Source organism: Streptomyces lavendulae subsp. lavendulae, assembly GCF_002803845.1.
Classification (GTDB): Bacteria; Actinomycetota; Actinomycetes; order Streptomycetales; family Streptomycetaceae; genus Streptomyces; species Streptomyces lavendulae.
This window is the reverse complement of the sequence record NZ_CP024986.1, coordinates 102,170-119,608: the sequence shown is the minus strand read 5'-3', so window position 1 is coordinate 119,608 and position 17,439 is coordinate 102,170. Positions and strand designations below refer to the sequence as shown.

Annotated in this window: 12 protein-coding genes; all 12 read left to right on the top strand. The window is 74.2% G+C overall.

The genetic code is table 11. The features are described from left to right. Positions 1-6 precede the first annotated feature (6 nt). The 12 genes from SLAV_RS40025 (at position 7) to SLAV_RS39970 (ending at position 17,437) form a co-directional block, all read left to right on the top strand. Positions 7-1,203: an acyl-CoA dehydrogenase family protein gene (locus tag SLAV_RS40025; protein ID WP_030237875.1), complete on the top strand. Its 1,197-nt coding sequence runs from the start codon at positions 7-9 to the stop codon at positions 1,201-1,203. Positions 1,204-1,272: 69 nt separating this feature from the next. Then, on the top strand, positions 1,273-2,460 hold the full coding sequence (locus SLAV_RS40020) for a cytochrome P450 family protein (RefSeq protein WP_030237872.1): 1,188 nt from the start codon (positions 1,273-1,275) through the stop codon (positions 2,458-2,460). A gap of 90 nt (positions 2,461-2,550) precedes the next feature. Further along, on the top strand, positions 2,551-3,621 hold the full coding sequence (locus tag SLAV_RS40015; RefSeq protein WP_030237870.1) for a saccharopine dehydrogenase: 1,071 nt from the start codon (positions 2,551-2,553) through the stop codon (positions 3,619-3,621). After that, positions 3,611-4,816 carry a saccharopine dehydrogenase C-terminal domain-containing protein gene (locus tag SLAV_RS40010; protein WP_031943748.1) on the top strand — a complete coding sequence of 402 codons (1,206 nt, stop codon included), beginning with the start codon at positions 3,611-3,613 and terminating at the stop codon, positions 4,814-4,816. Before SLAV_RS40015 ends, SLAV_RS40010 begins: the two co-directional genes overlap by 11 nt. Further along, a complete protein-coding gene (locus SLAV_RS40005) occupies positions 4,813-6,180 on the top strand; it encodes an ATP-grasp domain-containing protein (RefSeq protein WP_031943749.1) in 1,368 nt (455 codons plus the stop codon). Before SLAV_RS40010 ends, SLAV_RS40005 begins: the two co-directional genes overlap by 4 nt. Continuing rightward, a complete protein-coding gene (locus tag SLAV_RS40000; protein ID WP_031943750.1) occupies positions 6,170-7,432 on the top strand; it encodes an MFS transporter in 1,263 nt (420 codons plus the stop codon). The genes SLAV_RS40005 and SLAV_RS40000 overlap by 11 nt, the downstream gene beginning before the upstream one ends. Before the next feature lie 57 nt (positions 7,433-7,489). Then, positions 7,490-8,818, top strand: coding sequence for a lysine N(6)-hydroxylase/L-ornithine N(5)-oxygenase family protein (locus SLAV_RS39995; protein ID WP_030237858.1), 1,329 nt, complete (start codon positions 7,490-7,492; stop codon positions 8,816-8,818). Further along, complete coding sequence (locus SLAV_RS39990) at positions 8,818-9,996, top strand: NAD(P)/FAD-dependent oxidoreductase (RefSeq protein ID WP_031943751.1); 1,179 nt, start codon at positions 8,818-8,820, stop codon at positions 9,994-9,996. Before SLAV_RS39995 ends, SLAV_RS39990 begins: the two co-directional genes overlap by 1 nt. After that, complete coding sequence (locus SLAV_RS39985; RefSeq protein ID WP_030237852.1) at positions 9,993-12,287, top strand: class I tRNA ligase family protein; 2,295 nt, start codon at positions 9,993-9,995, stop codon at positions 12,285-12,287. The genes SLAV_RS39990 and SLAV_RS39985 overlap by 4 nt, the downstream gene beginning before the upstream one ends. Then, positions 12,284-15,574 (top strand): non-ribosomal peptide synthetase, encoded by a 3,291-nt coding sequence (locus SLAV_RS39980; RefSeq protein WP_030237850.1) that lies wholly within the window; start codon positions 12,284-12,286, stop codon positions 15,572-15,574. The genes SLAV_RS39985 and SLAV_RS39980 overlap by 4 nt, the downstream gene beginning before the upstream one ends. Continuing rightward, positions 15,571-17,169, top strand: a complete 1,599-nt coding sequence (locus SLAV_RS39975; protein ID WP_031943752.1) for an AMP-binding protein — start codon at positions 15,571-15,573, stop codon at positions 17,167-17,169. The genes SLAV_RS39980 and SLAV_RS39975 overlap by 4 nt, the downstream gene beginning before the upstream one ends. Continuing rightward, positions 17,162-17,437, top strand: a complete 276-nt coding sequence (locus SLAV_RS39970; RefSeq protein ID WP_030237844.1) for an acyl carrier protein — start codon at positions 17,162-17,164, stop codon at positions 17,435-17,437. Before SLAV_RS39975 ends, SLAV_RS39970 begins: the two co-directional genes overlap by 8 nt. The last annotated feature ends 2 nt before the right edge of the window (positions 17,438-17,439 follow it).

Sequence of the window (17,439 nt, the reverse complement as noted above, 5' to 3'; positions counted from 1 at the left end):
CGGACGATGGAACTGACGACGAGCTTCGACCCCGAGGTCCTCGCCCTGCCCTTCTACGAGGACTCCCACCGCCGCCTCGCCGAGGAGGCCGGGGCCTGGTGCGACAGCAACCGGGTGCTGTGGGAGGAGATCCGCTCCCTCGACCCGGACGCGGCCGGGCGCCGGCTCGTGCGCGCCCTGGGCGCGGCGGGCTGGCTGGCCGAACTGGACCCCCGGGGCGCGCCGGTGGACGACTTCCGCGCGGTGTGCCTGCGCCGCGAGGCCCTCGCGTACGCGGAGGACCTCGCCGACTTCGCCTTCTCCATCCAGGCGCTCGCCGCGACCCCGCTGCTGCGCTTCGGCAGCGAGGCGCAGCGCCGCCGCTACCTGCCGGGGATGGCCGCCGGGACCCTGATCGGGGCCTTCGCGGTCTCCGAGAAGGAGGCCGGGTCGGACGTGGCCTCGGTGGGGCTGGAGGCGGTGAAGGACGCGGCGGACGGTTCGTACGTGCTGAGCGGGCGCAAGGCCTGGATCGCCAACGGGACCATCGCCGACGTGTTCGTGGTCATCGCCCGCACCGGCCAGGGCCCCGGCCCGCTGGGGCTGTCGGCCTTCCTGGTGCCCGCGTCGACTCCCGGGCTGCGGGTCGAGCGGATCGACGCGATCGCCCCGCGGTCCTTCGCTCACCTGTCCTTCGAGGAGTGCCGGCTGCCCGCGGACGCGCTGCTGGGGCGGCCGGGGAAGGGGTTCGTGGTCGCCGTCGACCTGCTGGAGCGGTTCCGTACGACGGTCGGCGCGGCGGCCCTCGGCTTCGCCCGGCGGGCCTTCGACACCGCGCTCGCCCACGTCCTGGGGCGGGAGGCGTACGGGGCCACCCTGTTCGACCTCCAGCTGGTGAAGGCCTCCCTCGCCGACATGGAGGTGCAGCTGAACGCGGCCGCGCTGCTGGTGGCTCGGGCCGCCTGGGAGACCGACCGCGGCAGCCGCCGCTTCGCCCGGCACTCCAACATCGCGAAGGTGCACGCCACCGAGGCCGCCCAGGGGGTCGTCGACGCGGCCGTGCAACTGCTCGGGGCGGCGGGCATCGTGCAGGGCTCGGTCACCGAGCGGCTGTACCGCCAGATCCGCTCCCTGCGCGTCTACGAGGGCACCTCGGAGGTGCTGAGGATGGCCATCGCCGGCTCCCTCGACATGCGCAGGGCGGCCCGCGCCACGGCAGCCTGATCCTTCTCCACGCGCACGACCCGCTCGACCCGTTCGACCCGCACCACCCGTTCGACAAGGAGTTTCCCAGTGAGCACCACGACCGTCACCCCCGTCGAGGCCGTCCGCCTCCCGGACCCCTATCCCTTCTACGCGCGCCTGGTGGCCGAGCGCCCCTTCGCCTTCGACGAGGCGCTCGGGGCCTGGGTGGCGGCCGACGCGGCCGCGGTGCGCGCGGTGCTCGGCAGCGGCGTCCTGCGGGTACGGCCCGTGGCGGAGCCGGTTCCGGCCGGGCTCGCCGGGACGGCGGCCGGTGAGGTGTTCGGGCAGCTCGTGCGGATGACGGACGGCGCGGCGACGGCCCGCCTGAAGGGGGCCGTCGCGGGGGCCCTGGCCCGCGCCGACACGGCGTACGCGGGGGATCTGGCGGCCCGGTTCACCCGGGAGGCGCTCGCCGGGGGCGGCGAAGTCCCGTACGAGGAGCTGATGTTCGGGGTCCCGGCCCGGGTGGTCGCGGTGCTCGCCGGGCTGACCGGGGGCGCCGACCGCGAGGCGGCCCGCGCGATCGCCGACTTCGTCCGCTGCATCCCCGCCACCGCCGGCCCCGAGGACCGGGAGGCGGCCTCGGTGGCCGCCGTCCGGCTGCGCGAACTCCTCGGCCCGGTACTGGACTCGGCCGCCGCCGCCGGCCCGGAGGCCGCGGCGGGGTCCGGTGCCGGGATCCGGGAGGGGTACGGCTCCGGCCGGGCGCACGCACTGCTCGCCGAGCTGGTGCGGGCCGCCGACCGGGAGGGCCTGGTCGACCTCGGGCCGCTGCTCTCCAACGCCATCGGCTTCCTCTCCCAGACCTACGACGCCACCGCCGGGCTCATCGGCAACACCCTGGTCGCCCTCGCCCGGGGTGCGGACGCCCCCGACACGGGCGCGCTCGTGCGCGAGGTGGTCCGCCACGACGCCCCGATCCAGAACACCCGCCGCTTCGCCGCCGGGGCCTTCACCCACGCGGGCTCCACCGTGGAACCCGGGCAGCAGCTCCTCGTGGTGCTCGCCGCCGCCAACCGGGACCCCGCCGTCAACCCGGACCCCCACACCCTGCACCCCGGCCGGGTGAATCCCGTGATCTTCACCTTCGGGGCGGCGGCCCACCGCTGCCCGGGGGAGCCGCTCGCGGTGGCGCTCGCCACCGCCGTCGTCACCGAACTGCGCACGGCAGGCTGGAGCACCACAGCGACCCCCGCCTACCGCCCTCTGGCGAACGCCCGGATCCCGCTCCTCTAGCGCGCAGGCACTCCCAGGACGTCGCCCCCGCAACCGCGATCAGGCCGGGGGTCTCCCACCCCTATGCCTTCAGACAGGACAAAACGCATCATGTCGGACAGTACTCACCTCTGGATGCGCCACGAGGCCCGCCCCACCGAGCGCCGCGCCCCCCTCACCCCGCACGACGCCGGCCGCCTGGTCGAGGCCGGAGTCCGGATCACCGTCGAGGAGTCGGACCAGCGGGCCTTCCCCCTCGCCGACTACGCCGCCGCCGGCTGCGCCACCGCCCCCACCGCCTCCTGGCACGCCGAGGCCCCCGCCGACGCCTACGTCCTCGGCCTCAAGGAACTCCCCGCCGGCCCCGCCGCCCCCGCCCTGCGCCACCGCCACATCTACTTCGCCCACGCCTACAAGGGCCAGTCGGGCGCCGCCGAACTGCTCTCCCGCTTCACCGCCGGCGGCGGCGCCCTGCTCGACATGGAGTACCTCACCGACGGAGCCGGCCGCCGCGTCGCCGCCTTCGGCTACTGGGCCGGATACATCGGCGCCGCCCTCGCCGTCCTGCACCACCGCGGCACCCTCACCACCCCGCTGCGCCCCACCGACCGCCCCGCCCTCGACGCCCTCCTCGCCTCCGGAGCCACCGCGGGCGACCCCACCACCGCCCTCGTCGTCGGAGCCCTCGGCCGCAGCGGCCGCGGCGCCTGCGACGCCCTCGTACGGGCCGGACTGGAGCCCACCCGCTGGGACCTCGCCGAGACCCGCTCCCTGGACCGGGCCGCGCTGCTCGGCCACGACCTGATGGTCAACACCGTCCTGACCACCACCCCCGTACCGCCGTTCCTGACCAAGAGCGACCTCGACGACCCCGCCCGCCGCCTCTCCGTCCTCTCCGACGTCACCTGCGACGTCACCTCCGACTGCAACGTCCTGCCGGTCTACGACGAGACCACCACCTGGACCGAGCCCGTCCGCACCCTGCGCGCCGAGGCCCCCCGCCTCGACCTGATCGCCATCGACAACCTCCCCTCCCTCCTCCCCGTCGAGGCCAGCACCGCCTTCTCCGCCGAACTCGCCCCGCACCTGATGCGCCTGGCCGAGTGGGACGGCGTCTGGGCCCGCGCCCTGCACACGTACCGGACCGCAGTCGAAGCCCAGGAGGCCCCCCTTGTCCGCTGACCCGCCCTCACCCGCCGCGGCCGCGGCGCCGGCGTCCGGCACCGTCCACTGGATAGGCACCGGCCTCTCCACGGGCCGCTCCGGCCTGTCCCTCGTCTGCGAGCGCGCCCGCCGCGTGGTCCTGTGGGACCGCACCGCCGAGCGCGCCGCCGCCCGCCTGGCCGCCCACGGCCTCGCGGGCCGCGCGGAGGTCCGCGCCCTCACCCCGTCCGCCCTGGCGGACGGGGTGGGCCCCGGCGACGTCCTCGTCTCCATGCTCCCCGCCGCCGAACACCCGGCGCTGCTGCGGCTGGCGACCGACCGTGGGGCCCACTTCGCCTGCACCAGCTACGTCTCCCCGGAGCTCGCCGCGCTCGCCGAAGGGGCCGCCGCGCGGACCCGTACCGTCGTGCTCACCGAGGCCGGACTCGACCCCGGCATCGACCACCTGATGGCCCACGACCTGGTCGCCCGGGGCCGCGAGGCCATCGGCCCGGCACCGGCGACCGCCGCGTTCACCTCCTACTGCGGAGGGGTCCCGGCGGTCCCCAACGCCTTCCGCTACCGCTTCAGCTGGGCCCCGTACGGGGTCCTCGCGGCCCTCGGATCCCCGGCCCGGCACATCGACTCCGGGGCCGAACGCACTGCCGCCCGCCCCTGGGAGGCCACCCGGCCGCTGGTCCTGGCGGGCGAGGAGTTCGAGGTCTACCCCAACCGCGACAGCCTCCCCTTCGTCGCCCAGTACGGCATCCCGCACCAGTGGCAGCTCGCCACCTTCGTCCGCGGCACCCTGCGCAACGCGGGCTGGCGCACCGCCTGGAAGGAGGTCTTCGACACCGTCTCCGCCGGGGACCCCGCCGCCGTCCGCGCGCTGGCCGCGGCCCTCGCCGCCCGCTACCCCACCACCCCCGCCGACCGCGACCGCGTCGTCCTGTCGGTCTCCCTCGAACTGCGCACCGCCGCCGGGACCCGCTGGCGCGGCTCCCACCTGCTGGACCTCACCGGCGACGGCGACGAGTCCGCGATGGCCCGCTGCGTCTCCCTCCCCGTCGCCTACGGAGTGACCCGCATCCTGGCCGGCGCCCTCCCCGCCGGCCTCAACCGGGCCGCCGAGACGCCCCGGGAGACCACCCGCTGGCTCACCTTCCTCGCCGCCCACGGCCTGGGCGGGACCTGCGAAGAAACCTCCTCCACCCCCTCAGGAGTCCCGGCATGACCCACCCGACCGCACACCCCTCCCACCCCGCCGCCGCCCTCCCGCTCCCCGAGGCCTTCGTCCTCACCGGCGCCTTCCGGGTCGTCTGCCGCAACCCCCGCTACCTGGAGGAACTCGCCGCCCGCGGGCTGAAGATCCTCCTGATCACCCCCGAGTCCTACCGGGACGCCGCCGAGACCGCCCGCAAGGACCCCGACCACCCGGCCTCCCTGATCGACGAGATCGCCTACGTGGACGGCTCCCTCGACCTCGACGGCTCCTTCACCCCCGGCTTCGCCGCCCGGGCCCGCGCCTGGCACGGCCGCTACACCCTGCGCGGCGCCTACGCGGTCGGCGAGACCCTCGTCGAGCAGACCGGCCTGCTGTGCGACGCCCTCGGCCTGCCCGGACCCGGTCTGCGCGCCACCCGCGTCTGCCGCAGCAAGTACCTCCAGCGCTGGTACCTCGACGCCTTCGGCCCGGCCTGCCTGGTGGTGCCGCCCGGCGGCCGCGAGGACGCCGACCCGACCGTGCTGAACTACCCGGTCGTCGCCAAACCCGCCACCCGGCACTCCAGTTCGGGCGTGGTCGCCGTCGAGGACGCGGAGGCGATGCGCGTCCTGCTGGGGGAGTACCCCGCCCACGAGACCGTGCTGATCGAGGAGAAGGCCACCGGCCAGGAGTACTCCGTCGAGACCCTGGTCCAGCACGGCGAGCCCGTCTTCACCTCGGTGACCCGCAAGGAGACCACCGAGTCCGGCGCGCGCACCTTCGTGGAGCTCGCCCACTCCGTCCCCGACCCCTCCGGCACCCACGACGCGGTCCTGCTCGACGCCAACCGCCGGATGCTGGACGCCCTCGGCTTCCGCGACGGCATCGCCCACTCCGAGTGGCGCGTCGGCGCCGACGGCCGGCCCTGCCTGATGGAGGTCGCCGCCCGCACCCCCGGCGACGGCCTGCTCGCCCTCTACCACCTGGCCACCGGGCAGCCGATGGAACCCGAGATCATCAAGATCGCCCTCGGCGAGCGCGCCTCCTACCCGGCCCCGCGCCGGTTCACCCGCCAGGTCTACCTCGACCACGCGCCGGGAGTCCTCGCCGACGTCACCCTCGACTGGCCCGGTGTACGCCCCCAATGGGTGGGCGAGGCCGGGATGTGGCCCGAGTGGCGGCCGGGAGCCGCCGGGGACCCGGCCGCGCTGCGCGCGCTCCTCGTGCTGAAGGAGGCCGGCGCCCGGCTGGGCCCGCTCGCCAGCTCCGACGACCGCGCGGTGACCTTCCTCCTCGACGCCCCCACCGCCGACGGCCTGGACGAACTGGAGCGGTCCGTGCGGGCCGCCGTCACCGTCGTCACCGAACCGGAGACCGACGCCGATGAGCACTGACGTCCGCCCCGCCGAAGCCGCCCCGGAGCAGGCGGCCGCGCCCGCCGCCCCCGGGGTGTGGGTGACCTTCAAGGAGGCCCCGCGCGCGGTGAAGACCGTACTGGCCGGGGTGCTCGTCAACCGGCTCAGCGGCTTCCTGCACGTCTTCCTCGTCCTCTTCCTCACCGCCGAGGGCTACTCCAAGGGCCACACCGTCATCGCGCTGGGCGTCTACGGCGGCGGGGCCGTCGTCGGCTCCCTGGCCGGCGGCACCCTCGCCGACCGGCTCGGCATCCGCGGCGCCACCGTGCTCTCCATGAGCAGCACGGCCGTGCTCACCGCCTCCCTCCTCTACCTGCCCGACTTCACCCTGCTGCTCGCCGCGATCGCCCTGGTCAGCCTGGGCGCCCAGCTGTTCCGCCCCGCCTCGGCCACCCTGCTCGCCGAGCAGACCGACGGCGACCGGCAGATCATGATCTTCGCGATGTACCGCTTCGGCCTCAACGTCGGCGCGACCGCCGCCCCGCTGCTGGGCTACGCCCTCTACAACGCCGGCGGGCAGACCTACACCCTGCTGTTCTGGGGCGAGGCCGCCCTCGCCCTCGGCTACGCGCTCGTCGCCCGAGCCACCCTGCCCGCCAGGAGCCGGGTCCGCCCCGAGCCGGTGCGGGAGGCCGCCCCCACCGCCGCCACCGGCGGTTACGGCGCGGTCCTGCGCGACCGCCGCTACGTGCTCTACCTCGTCGCCGCCTTCTTCCACTCCGCCGTCTACATGCAGTACCTGTCCACCCTCCCGCTGTCCCTGAAGGACGCGCACATCGCGCTCTTCTGGTACACCTTCGCGGTCGCCCTCAACGGCTTCATCGTCATCGCCTTCGAGCTGCTGGTCACCAAGGTCTCGCAGCGCTGGCCCCTGAAGATCACCATCGGTCTGGGCTTCGCCCTCGTCGGCGCCGGCGTCGCCTGCTACGGACTGCCGATCGGGCCCGCCGCCGTGGTGATCGGCACCCTCGTCTGGTCCCTGGGCGAGATCCTCGGCGGCCCCGCCGTCTTCGCCTACCCGGCCGGCGCCGGGCCCGAGGCACTGCGCTCCCGCTACATCGGCAGCTTCCAGTTCACCTTCGGCCTGGGCTCCGCCCTCGGGCCGATGGCCGGCACCTGGCTCTTCCTCCAGTTCGGGGGGCTGGTCTGGCCGCTGGTCGGTGCCTGCTCCCTGCTCGCCACCCTGTTCGGCCTGATCGCCGTACGCACGCGCCCGGCCGCCGCGGCCTAGCGCTCCCCACCCCACCCCCTCCTCTTCCCTTACCGAATCGAACGAGAGGTTCCGACCATGGGGCACGAGAGCTTCCGGCCGGGCATCACGCACTTCCGCTGCCTGGGAGTCGGCGTGGGCCCGGCCAACCTGAGCCTGGCCTCCCTGCTGCACAGCCGGCCGGACGTACCCAATCTCTTCCTCGACCGCAAGGAGACCTTCAGCTGGCACGACGGCCAGCAGATCCCGGGCACCACCCTCCAGGTCTCCCAGTTCAAGGACCTGGTGAGCCTCGCCGACCCCGCGAACCCGTTCTCGTTCCTGTCGTACCTGCACGCCAAGGGACGGGTCTACCACTTCCTCAACGCCCGTTTCGACGACGTGCCGAGGCTGGAGTTCCGCAACTACCTGGCCTGGGCCAGCCGCCGCAACGAGAACATCGTCTTCGGCGAGGGCGTCCGGGAGGTCGGCTTCGACGACGGCCTCGGCGCGTTCACCGTCCGCACCGACCGCCGCGAGCTGACCGCCGAGAACGTCGTGGTCGGGGTCGGCAGCCGCCCCTGGGTCCCGCCGCAGGGCGAAGGGCAGCTCGGCCCCACGCAGTTCCACGTCGCCGACTACCTGAACGCCGCCCGCGACGTCGGCGGCAAGCGGGTCGTGGTCATCGGCGGCGGCCAGTCCGGCGCCGAGGCCTTCCTCGACCTGATCTCCCGCAGCGGCTGGGACCTCCCCCGCCGGGTCTCGTGGATCTCGCGCCGGCCGAACTACCTCCCGATCGACGACTCGCCCTTCACCAACGACTACTACATGCCCAGCCACGCGGAGTACTTCTACGGGCTGCCGCGCGAGCGCCGCCAGTCGATGAACTCCCGCAACATCCTGACCAGCGACGGCATCTCCGAGTCCACGCTGCGCGACATCTACCAGACCATCTACGTCCACCGGTTCGTCGAGGGCAACGAGGACCTGGTCGCCCTGCACCCGGGCCGCGAGGTCTTCGACGTCTCCACCGGCCCCTTCGGCGGCTGGGAGGTGTGCGCCCGCCACACGGGCGAGCCGGAGTCCGTGGAGCGGTTCGAGGCCGACATCGTCGTCTGGGCCACCGGATACCGGCCCGCGGCCATGGACTTCCTCGCCCCCCTCACCGCCCGCCTGGAGCACGAGGGCGAGGAACTGCGCGTCGACGAGGACTACGCCGTCCGCTGGGACGGCCCCGCCGACCGCCGGATCTTCGTCCAGAACGGGGTCCGCGGCCAGCGCGGCCTCGCCGACCCCAACCTCAGCCTGAACGCCTGGCGCAGCCGGCGCATCGCCGACCGGCTGTGCGGCGTACGCGGCGACGAGCAGCTCGCCTCCTTCATCGAGTGGTCCTCCAAGGCCCCGCAGGACGAACGGTGGAGCGCCTGATGCCCGCCACCGGCCCCGCCACGGGGCCCCTCAGCGGCGCCGCCACCGGCCCCGCCGCCACCGGGCCCGCCGCCTACCGCGCCACCGCCCCCGACGCGGGCGGCCCCACCGGCGCCCGCACCGGCGTCGCCGTCGTCGGCGCGGGCATCCTCGGGGTGCTCATCGCCCGCGAGATCCTCACCCGCGACCCCGCCGCCACCGTCACCGTCCTCGACCGGGACATGATCGGCTCGGGCGCCACCCGCCGCTCCGCCGGACTGCACTTCCCGCGCGGCGCGAACGACACCGTCCGCACCCTGGCCGCCGAGAGCGAGCGCTTCTACGCCGACCTCCACACGGCCCGCCCGGACCTGCCCATCCACCCGCTCGGCATGACCGTCCTGGCCCCCGAGAGCGCCGAGGAGCGGCTGCGCGAGGTCTACCTGCCCGAGGCCAAACTCCGCTGGACCGCCGAACTCCCGCCCGTGGTGGGGCCCTTGCCGGAGAACTTCGGGGCCTGGGAGGGCGACGGCTGCCAGTACGCGGACGTGCACGCCCTCACCCAGCTCCTCGCCGCCGAACTGCGCCCCCGGGTCTCCTTCCGCGAGGGCGTCGCCGTCACCTCCGTCGCCGCCGGACCCGGCGGCGCCCGCCTGACCCTGACCGGCGGCGCCACCCTCACCGCCGAACACGTGGTGATCGCCCCCGGGCCCTGGCTCGCCGAACCCGCCTGGCGGGACCTGGTGGCCCCCCTCGGCGCCCGGGTCAAGAAGATAGTCGCCCTGCACATAGACCGGGCGCCCGATCCGGGGGACCGGGCGGTCGTCCTGCACGCCGAGGACGCGTTCCTGCTGCCCTTCCACCACCGCGGCCACTGGCTGTTCAGCTACACCTGCCGGGAGTGGGACGTCGACCCCGCGGCCGTCGACCCCGCCCTGACCGCCGGCCACCTGCGCGAGGCCCGCGCCCTGCTCACCCGCTACGCCCCGGACCTGGCCGCCCACTGCCGCTCCGGCCGGGTCTTCTGCGACGCGTACGGGCCCGGCGGCACGCCCCTGGTCACCGCGCTCGACCCCTACGGCCGGCTCGTGTTCGCGGGCGCCGCGAGCGGCTCCGGCTACCGGCTGGCCCCGGCCCTCGCCGCCCGCGCCGCCGACCTGATCCCCTCCCTCCCGTCTCCGCGAAAGGCCACGACATGATCATCGCGAGTTACGACGCCGACGTCCTGGAGCAGGCGTTCGGCATCGACATGAGCGGCGTGGAGGGGCTGGGCACGGCCGCCGGCTGGGGCCGCGTCGCGCCCGGCCGCGCCACCGAGAGCCACCGGCACGACGAGACCGAGCTGTTCGTCATCGTCTCGGGCCGCGGGGAGTTCGTCATCGACGGCGAACGCCACCCCGCCGCCCCCGGCACCGTCGTCCTCTTCGAACCCTTCGAGTCGCACGTCTTGGAAAACACCAGCCCGGAGAACACCGCCGACGGCGACGCGGACGCCACCGACCTGGTCTTCTTCACCCAGTACTGGCGCGACGCCCAGCGCGCCGCCACCTCCGCCGCCGACCCCGTCCGCAAGGGCTTCGGCGACCGCCCCGTCTTCGTCTTCTCCACCCCGCCCACCCCCAACGGCGACCTCCACCTCGGCCACCTCTCCGGCCCCTACCTCGGCGCCGACGCCTTCACCCGCTACCAGCGCATGACCGGCGCCGAGGCCTACCACCTCACCGGCAGCGACGACTACCAGAGCTACGTGGTCGCGGCCGCCGCCAAGGAAGGCACCACCCCCGCCGAGACCGCCGCCCACTACAGCGCCGAGATCGCCGAGACCCTGCGGCTGATGGACATACCGCTCGACCAGTACACCGTCACCGACCAGGACCCCGCCTACCGCGAGGGCCTGCGGGACTTCTTCGGCAAGGTCGTCGCCTCCGGCGAGATCGCCGTCACCGAGACCGACGCCCTCTACGACGCCACCACCGGCGGCTACCTCTACGAGGCCGACGTCAAGGGCGGCTGCCCCGGCTGCGGCTCCATCACCTCCGGCAACATCTGCGAGGAGTGCGGCGAGCCCAACACCGTCGCCGACCTGACCGGCCCCCGCTCGGCCCGCTCCGACGCCCCGCCCGCCACCGCGCCGGCCGCCCGCTGGACCCTGCCCCTGCACGCCTACGCCGGGGACGTCCGCGCCCACCACCGCCTGGGCCGGGTACCGGCCCGGCTGCGCGAACTGGCCGACCGGCTCTTCCGCCGCCCCGACCTGACCATCCCCCTCACCCACCCCTCCACCTGGGGCGTCGAGCCGCGCGAGGAGGGCACCGACGGCCAGGTCATCTGGGTGTGGCCCGAGATGAGCTACGGGTTCCTGCACGGCATCCAGTCCCTCGGCGCCCGCCTGGGCCGCCCCTGGAAGGCGGCGGACCCGGCCGCCGACTGGAAGATCGTCCACTTCTTCGGCTACGACAACAGCTTCTACCACTGCGTCCTCTACCCGGTCCTCTACCAGCTCGCCTTCCCCGGCTGGACCCCCGACATCGACTACCACGTCAACGAGTTCTACCTGCTCGAAGGCGAGAAGTTCTCCACCAGCCGCCGCCACGCCATCTGGGGCAAGGAGATCCTCACCCCCGACACCGTCGACTCCGTCCGCTACTTCCTCGCCTCCACCCGCCCCGAGGGCACCCGCACCGACTTCCGGCGCGCCGCCTACGAGGCCACCCTCGACGACACCCTCATCGGCACCTGGCAGCAGTGGCTGAACGACCTCGGCGCCCGCGTCGCCAAGCACCACGGCGGCCGCGCCCCCGACGCCGGCAACTGGACCGCCGAACACTCCGCCTTCCTCGCCCGGCTCGGCACCCGCCTCGCCGCCGTCACCGGAGCCCTGCAGAACGACTCCTTCTCCCTCAACCAGGCCGCCGCCGAACTCGACGGCATCGTCCGCGACACCGTCCGCTTCGCCCGCGCCGAAGGCCTCCTCACCGACACCCCCGGCTGGGAATCCGAGAACCGCACCGCCGTCGCCCTCGAACTGGCCGCCGCCCGGCTGCTCGCGCACGCCGCCGCCCCCGTCATGCCCCGCTTCGCCGACCGGCTCGCCGCCGCCCTCGGCATTGACGCCCCGCGCACCTGGCCCCGTAGCGTCGAACTCCTCGCCCCCGGCAGCGCCGTCACCCTCGCCGACGCCGTCTTCTTCCAGGCCGCCGCGCCCGCCCCGCCCGCCGAGCCGGCCCTCACCCCCTGGCTCACCGGGATCGCCCGCACCGTCCTGCGCCTCGGCGACGACGAGCAGATCGCCCACCGCACCCTCACCCAGCTCGCGGCCGGCTCCCTCCAGGCCGTCACCGTCCAGTACCAGATCCTCGACGCCCTCGACGTCGACCTCTCCATGGACGAACTCCTGCACGGCGGCACCCTCGCGGAACTCGCCGCCGTCATCGCCGAGCGCGCCGAGCCCTCCGCCGTCGCCGCCCTGACCCCGGAGGACGCCCGATGAACGCCCGCCACATGCTGCGCGAGATAGCCCGGCGCGGACTGTCGGTCACCCTCACCGACGGCGACCTGCGCCTCCAGGGCAACCGCGAGCGCATGGACCCCGAGTTCATCGCCCGCCTCAAGGCCGCCAAGCCCGAGCTCGTCGCCCACCTCGCCCGCGAGGCCGAACACGGCCCCGGCTTCCCCCTCACCCCGCTCCAGCGCAGTTACTACCTCGGCCGCAGCGGCGTCTTCGAGATCGGCGACGTCGCCAGCCACGTCTTCCACGAGATCGAGGGAGACTGGGACCTCGACCGCCTCCAGGCCTCCCTCGACACCGTCGTGGCCGCGCACAGCGCCCTGCGCTCGCGCTTCCTCTCCGACGAACGCCAGGTCACCGAGTACGGCGACCACGCCCCGCGGATCGGCGTCCTCGACCTGCGCGCACACAGCCCCCGCCAGCAGGAACTGATCCGCGCCGAACTCCGCGAGATGCGCTCCCACCAGGTGCTCCCCGCCGACCAGGCACCCCTGCTCACCGTCGACGCCACCATCCTCGACGACGACCGGATGGTGCTGCACGTCGGCCACGACGGGCTCGTGATGGACGGGATCAGCATGTTCCTGTTCTTCCGCGCCTGGTGGCACGCCTACCAGAGCCCCGCCGCCGACGTCCACGAGGAACTCCCCTACGAGGACTACGTCGCCGCCCTCGAAGCCGCCCGCGACCGCGCCCCCGCCCGCCGCTCGCGCGAGTACTGGATGGAGCGCTGCGACGACCTCGCCCCCCACCCCGACCTGCCGCTGCGCACCAGCCCGGCCGCCCTGACCGGCACCCGGTTCACCCAGCGCACGGTCCGTCTGGGCCGCGAGGAGTGGAGCGCCCTCAAGGACCGGGCCGCCGCCGCCGGACTGACCCCCTCCGCGCTGCTGCTCGCCGCGTACGCGGAGACCCTGGCCACCTGGGGCGCGGGGGAGCGGTTCACCCTCACCACCACCGTCGCCCACCGGCCGCCCGTGCACCCCCGGGTCTTCGAGGCCATCGGCCAGTTCTCCGACACCCTCCTCGTCGAGGCCGAGGTCGACCGCTCCCTGCCCTTCGCGGAACGCGCCAAGGCCCTCCAGACGCGCCTGCACACCGACATCGACCACCGGCACTTCTCCGGCATCGAGGTCCTCAAGGAACTGGCCCGCCGCCGCGGCGGGGTGGCCGGCGCCCGGATGCCCTTCACCTTCAACAGCGCCATCGGACACGTCAGCAGCGAGGTCGACGGCTCCGCCCTGGAACTCTTCGGCGAGGAGGTCTTCTCCGTCAGCCAGACCCCGCAGGTGTGGCTCAACGCCTTCGCGATGGAACGGCACGGCGAGCTCGTCGTCCAGCTCGACGGCATCGACGAACTCTTCTGCGAGGGCCTCCTCGACGACCTCGCGCACGGCTACGGAACCCTCCTCGCCACCCTCGTCGACGAGAGCGCCTGGCACCTCCACCACTTCGACCTGCTGCCGCCCGCCCAGCGGGCCCGCCGCGACGAGGCCAACGACACCGCCGTGGTCCTGCCCGACGAGATGCTCGGCGACGCCATCGTCGCCCAGGCCGCCCGCACCCCCGCCGCCCCCGCCGTCCTGACCTCCGACCGCACCGTGACCTACGGCGAACTCCTGCACCGGGCCGCGACCGCCGCGACCTGGCTGCGCGGACAGGGCGTCGGCCGCGGCGAACTCGTCGGCCTCGTCATGCGGCGCGGGCCCGAGCAGATCGTCGGCATCCTCGCCACCGTCCTCGCCGGCGCCGCCTACCTGCCCGTCGACGCCGACCTGCCCGCCGCCCGCCAGGACTACATGCTGGCCGACGGAGAGGTCCGCTGCGTCCTGACCAACACCGGCCGGCCCGACTCCGCCGCCATCGCCTGCTTCGACCTCACCCAGCCCTGCTCCGGCCGCGCCGAGGTCCCCGACCGGCTCCCCGGATCCCACCCGGACGACCTCGCGTACGTCCTCTACACCTCCGGCACCACCGGCGCCCCCAAGGGCGTCATGGTGACCCACCGCAACGTCGCCAACGTCGTCGCCGACTGCCAGACCCGCTTCGGGATCACCCCCGAGGACCGGTTCATGGCCATCAGCGCCTTCAACTTCGACCTGTCCGTCTGGGACGTCTTCGGCGCCCTCGCGGCCGGCGCGGCCCTCGTCATGCCCGACCGCGACAAGGCCGTCGACCCCGCCCACTGGCTCGACCTGTGCCGCCTGCACGACGTCAGCGTGTGGAACTCCGTCCCCGCCATCGTCGGCCTGCTGCACGGCCAGGCCCGCGCCGACGGCGCCGTACCGCCCGCCCTGCGCCTGGTCATGATGAGCGGCGACCGGCTCCCGCCCGCCCTGCCCGCGCAGTTGCGGGCGATGATGCCGGAGCTGGAGGTGGTCTCCCTCGGCGGCCCCACCGAGACCACCATCTGGAACATCCTGCACCCCGTCGGCGAGGAGGAGGACGGCAGCGAGTCCATCCCCTACGGACGCCCCAACGCCAACAACCGCGCCTACGTCCTGGACCGCCACGGCCTCGACGCCCCCGACTGGGTCACCGGCGAGATCGTCGCCGCCGGCACCGGCCTGGCGCGCGGCTACTGGCGCGACGAGGAACGCACCGCCGAGCGGTTCCACGAGGACCCCGTCCGCGGCGAACGCCTCTACCGCACCGGCGACCTCGGCCGGTACCTGCCCGACGGCGACATCCAGATCCTGGGCCGCAGCGACTTCCAGATCAAGATCAACGGCTATCGGATCGAGGCCGGGGAGGTCGAGACCCGCCTCGCCGCCCTCGCCGAGGTCACCCGCGCCGTCGTCGCCGCCCAGGGCAACCGCCTCGTCGCCCACCTGGTGCCCGCCGGCGAGCACCGCCCGCACCTGAACGACCTGCGCGGGGCCCTGCGCTCCGAGCTGCCGGACTACATGCTCCCCGCGGCCGTCCTGTGGCACGACGAGCTGCCGCTGACCCGCAACGGCAAGGTGGACCGCACCCGGCTGGCCGAACTCGGCGCGCAGGCCCCCGCCGACGCCCCGCCCACCGGCGGCAGCGCCCCCGCCACCCAGGCCGAGAAGATCCTCTGCGACATCTGGTCCACCGTCCTGCGCCGCCCCGACGTCGGAGCCCTCGACACCCTCGCCTCCCTCGGCGGCGACTCCATCGCGGCCGCCCGGATCCTCACCGCCGCCCGCAAGCGCTTCGGCGTCACCCTCACCCTCGACCAGTTCTCGGAGCTGGAGACCGTCCGCGCGATGGCCGCCGTACTCATGCCGGGGGTGACCCGATGACCGCCGCGCGGACCGCCGCCCCGGCGCGGGCGGCCACGGCGGGCCCGGCGCTGCCGGAAGCACCCGGGGGCGACGCCGTCCCCGAAACGATCCGGCGGATCGTCAGCCGGGCGCCGGGCGGCGGGAACATCTCCGTCGCCCGCCTGGACGGAACACGGACCATGCCCCTGCGCGAGCTCCACGACCGCGCCGGCCGCCTCGCCCACCACCTGCGGGACACCTACGGCATCGGCCCGGGCGACCGCATCGGCATCCTCGCCGCCAACAGCCTGGAGTGGGTGCTCCTCGACCTGGCCGCACTGCGCCTCGGCGCGCAGACCGCGGGCCTGGAGCCGGGCAAGTTCACCCCGTCCACCGCCCTCATGGACCGCTACGGGCTGCACCTGCTCTGCACCGACCAGCCCACCGACGTCCCCGACACCCTCACCACCGACCGGATCCGGGACCTGACCGAGCCCACCGGCTCCGCCGACGCCCCGCTGCCCCCCGTCACCTGGGGCGCCCGGGACGTCACCACCATCAAGTTCACCTCCGGCAGCACCGGCGTCCCCAAGGGCCTCGGCGCGACCGCCGGCAGCATCGACAGCGCCCTCACCGCCGTCCAGGAGATCTTCGAACACACCCCGGACGACCACCTCTTCGTCTTCCTGCCGCTCTCCCTCCTCCAGCAGCGCTACTGGGTGTACTCCGCGCTGCTGCACGGCCACGACGTCACCATCACCACCTACGAGGCCGCCTTCGCGACCCTGCGCCGGGTCCGCCCCACCGTGGTCATGGGCGTCCCCGCCTTCTACGAGTCCGCCCGCCGCACCATCGAGGGAAGGCTGCGCCGCTCCGCCGGCCGCACCCTGCCCGACGTGGCCCGCGCCCTGTTCGGCGACCGCATCCGCTACCTGTGGACCGGATCCGCGCCCGCCTCCCCCGACGTCCTGCGCTTCTTCACCGGGGCCGGACTGCCGATCTACGAGGGCTACGGGCTCAACGAGACCTGCATCGTCACCAAGAACCACCCCGGCGCCCACCGCGAGGGCAGCGTCGGCAAACCACTCCGCGGCAAGGAGGTGCTGATCGGCGAGGACGGGGTCATCAGCGTCCGCAGCACCCACCCCGTCAACAACCACTACGAGTACGCCCGCCCCGGCGACTCCGAGAAGGTCTTCTCACCCGACGGCACCGTCCGCACCGGCGACCTCGGCCACCTCGACGAGGACGGCTTCCTCTTCGTCCACGGCCGCGCCGACGACGTCATCGTCCTCGACAACGGCAAGAAGGTCGTCGTACGGCCCATCGAGGAACTGATGCGCGCCGACCCCGCGATCGCCGAGTGCGTGGTCTTCAGCCCCACCCAGACCGAACTCGTCGCCGTGGTCTCCCCGGCCGCCCGGCCCGCGGACGCCCGCGCCATCGCGGCCCGGCTCGCCGCGACCAACGCCGCCACCACCCCCGACGAGCGGATCAGCCGGGTCGTGGTCGCCGACCCGCCGTTCAGCATCGGCAACGGCCTGCTGACCTCCCAGTACAAGCCCAAGCGCCCCGACATCCGGGCCGCCTACCACTCCCCGCTGCACACCCAGGAGGCCGGAATCCATGCCTGAGAACCCGTCCGAGATCGAAACGGCCGCCCGCGAACAGCTCTCCCTCGTACTGATCCCCGAGGTCGAGCCCCACGCCATCGACCCCGCGGCCGACATGGTCGCCGCCTACGGGCTGACCTCCCTCAACAAGGTCCTCTTCCTCACGGAGGTCTGCGAGGAGACCGGCGTCGACCTCGCCCACTTCACCGAGCACGACCTCGCCGACATGCGGACCCTGCGCGACGTCACCGACGCCCTCACCCGCCACCACGCCACCACCGGAGCCTGAAC

Coding starts and splice junctions, on each gene's coding strand:
- SLAV_RS40025 (WP_030237875.1), top strand. CDS start 7: ATGGAACTGACGACGAGCTTCGACCCCGAGGTCCTCGCCCTGCCCTTC.
- SLAV_RS40015 (WP_030237870.1), top strand. CDS start 2,551: ATGTCGGACAGTACTCACCTCTGGATGCGCCACGAGGCCCGCCCCACC.
- SLAV_RS40005 (WP_031943749.1), top strand. CDS start 4,813: ATGACCCACCCGACCGCACACCCCTCCCACCCCGCCGCCGCCCTCCCG.
- SLAV_RS40000 (WP_031943750.1), top strand. CDS start 6,170: ATGAGCACTGACGTCCGCCCCGCCGAAGCCGCCCCGGAGCAGGCGGCC.
- SLAV_RS39995 (WP_030237858.1), top strand. CDS start 7,490: ATGGGGCACGAGAGCTTCCGGCCGGGCATCACGCACTTCCGCTGCCTG.
- SLAV_RS39990 (WP_031943751.1), top strand. CDS start 8,818: ATGCCCGCCACCGGCCCCGCCACGGGGCCCCTCAGCGGCGCCGCCACC.
- SLAV_RS39985 (WP_030237852.1), top strand. CDS start 9,993: ATGATCATCGCGAGTTACGACGCCGACGTCCTGGAGCAGGCGTTCGGC.
- SLAV_RS39980 (WP_030237850.1), top strand. CDS start 12,284: ATGAACGCCCGCCACATGCTGCGCGAGATAGCCCGGCGCGGACTGTCG.
- SLAV_RS39975 (WP_031943752.1), top strand. CDS start 15,571: ATGACCGCCGCGCGGACCGCCGCCCCGGCGCGGGCGGCCACGGCGGGC.
- SLAV_RS39970 (WP_030237844.1), top strand. CDS start 17,162: ATGCCTGAGAACCCGTCCGAGATCGAAACGGCCGCCCGCGAACAGCTC.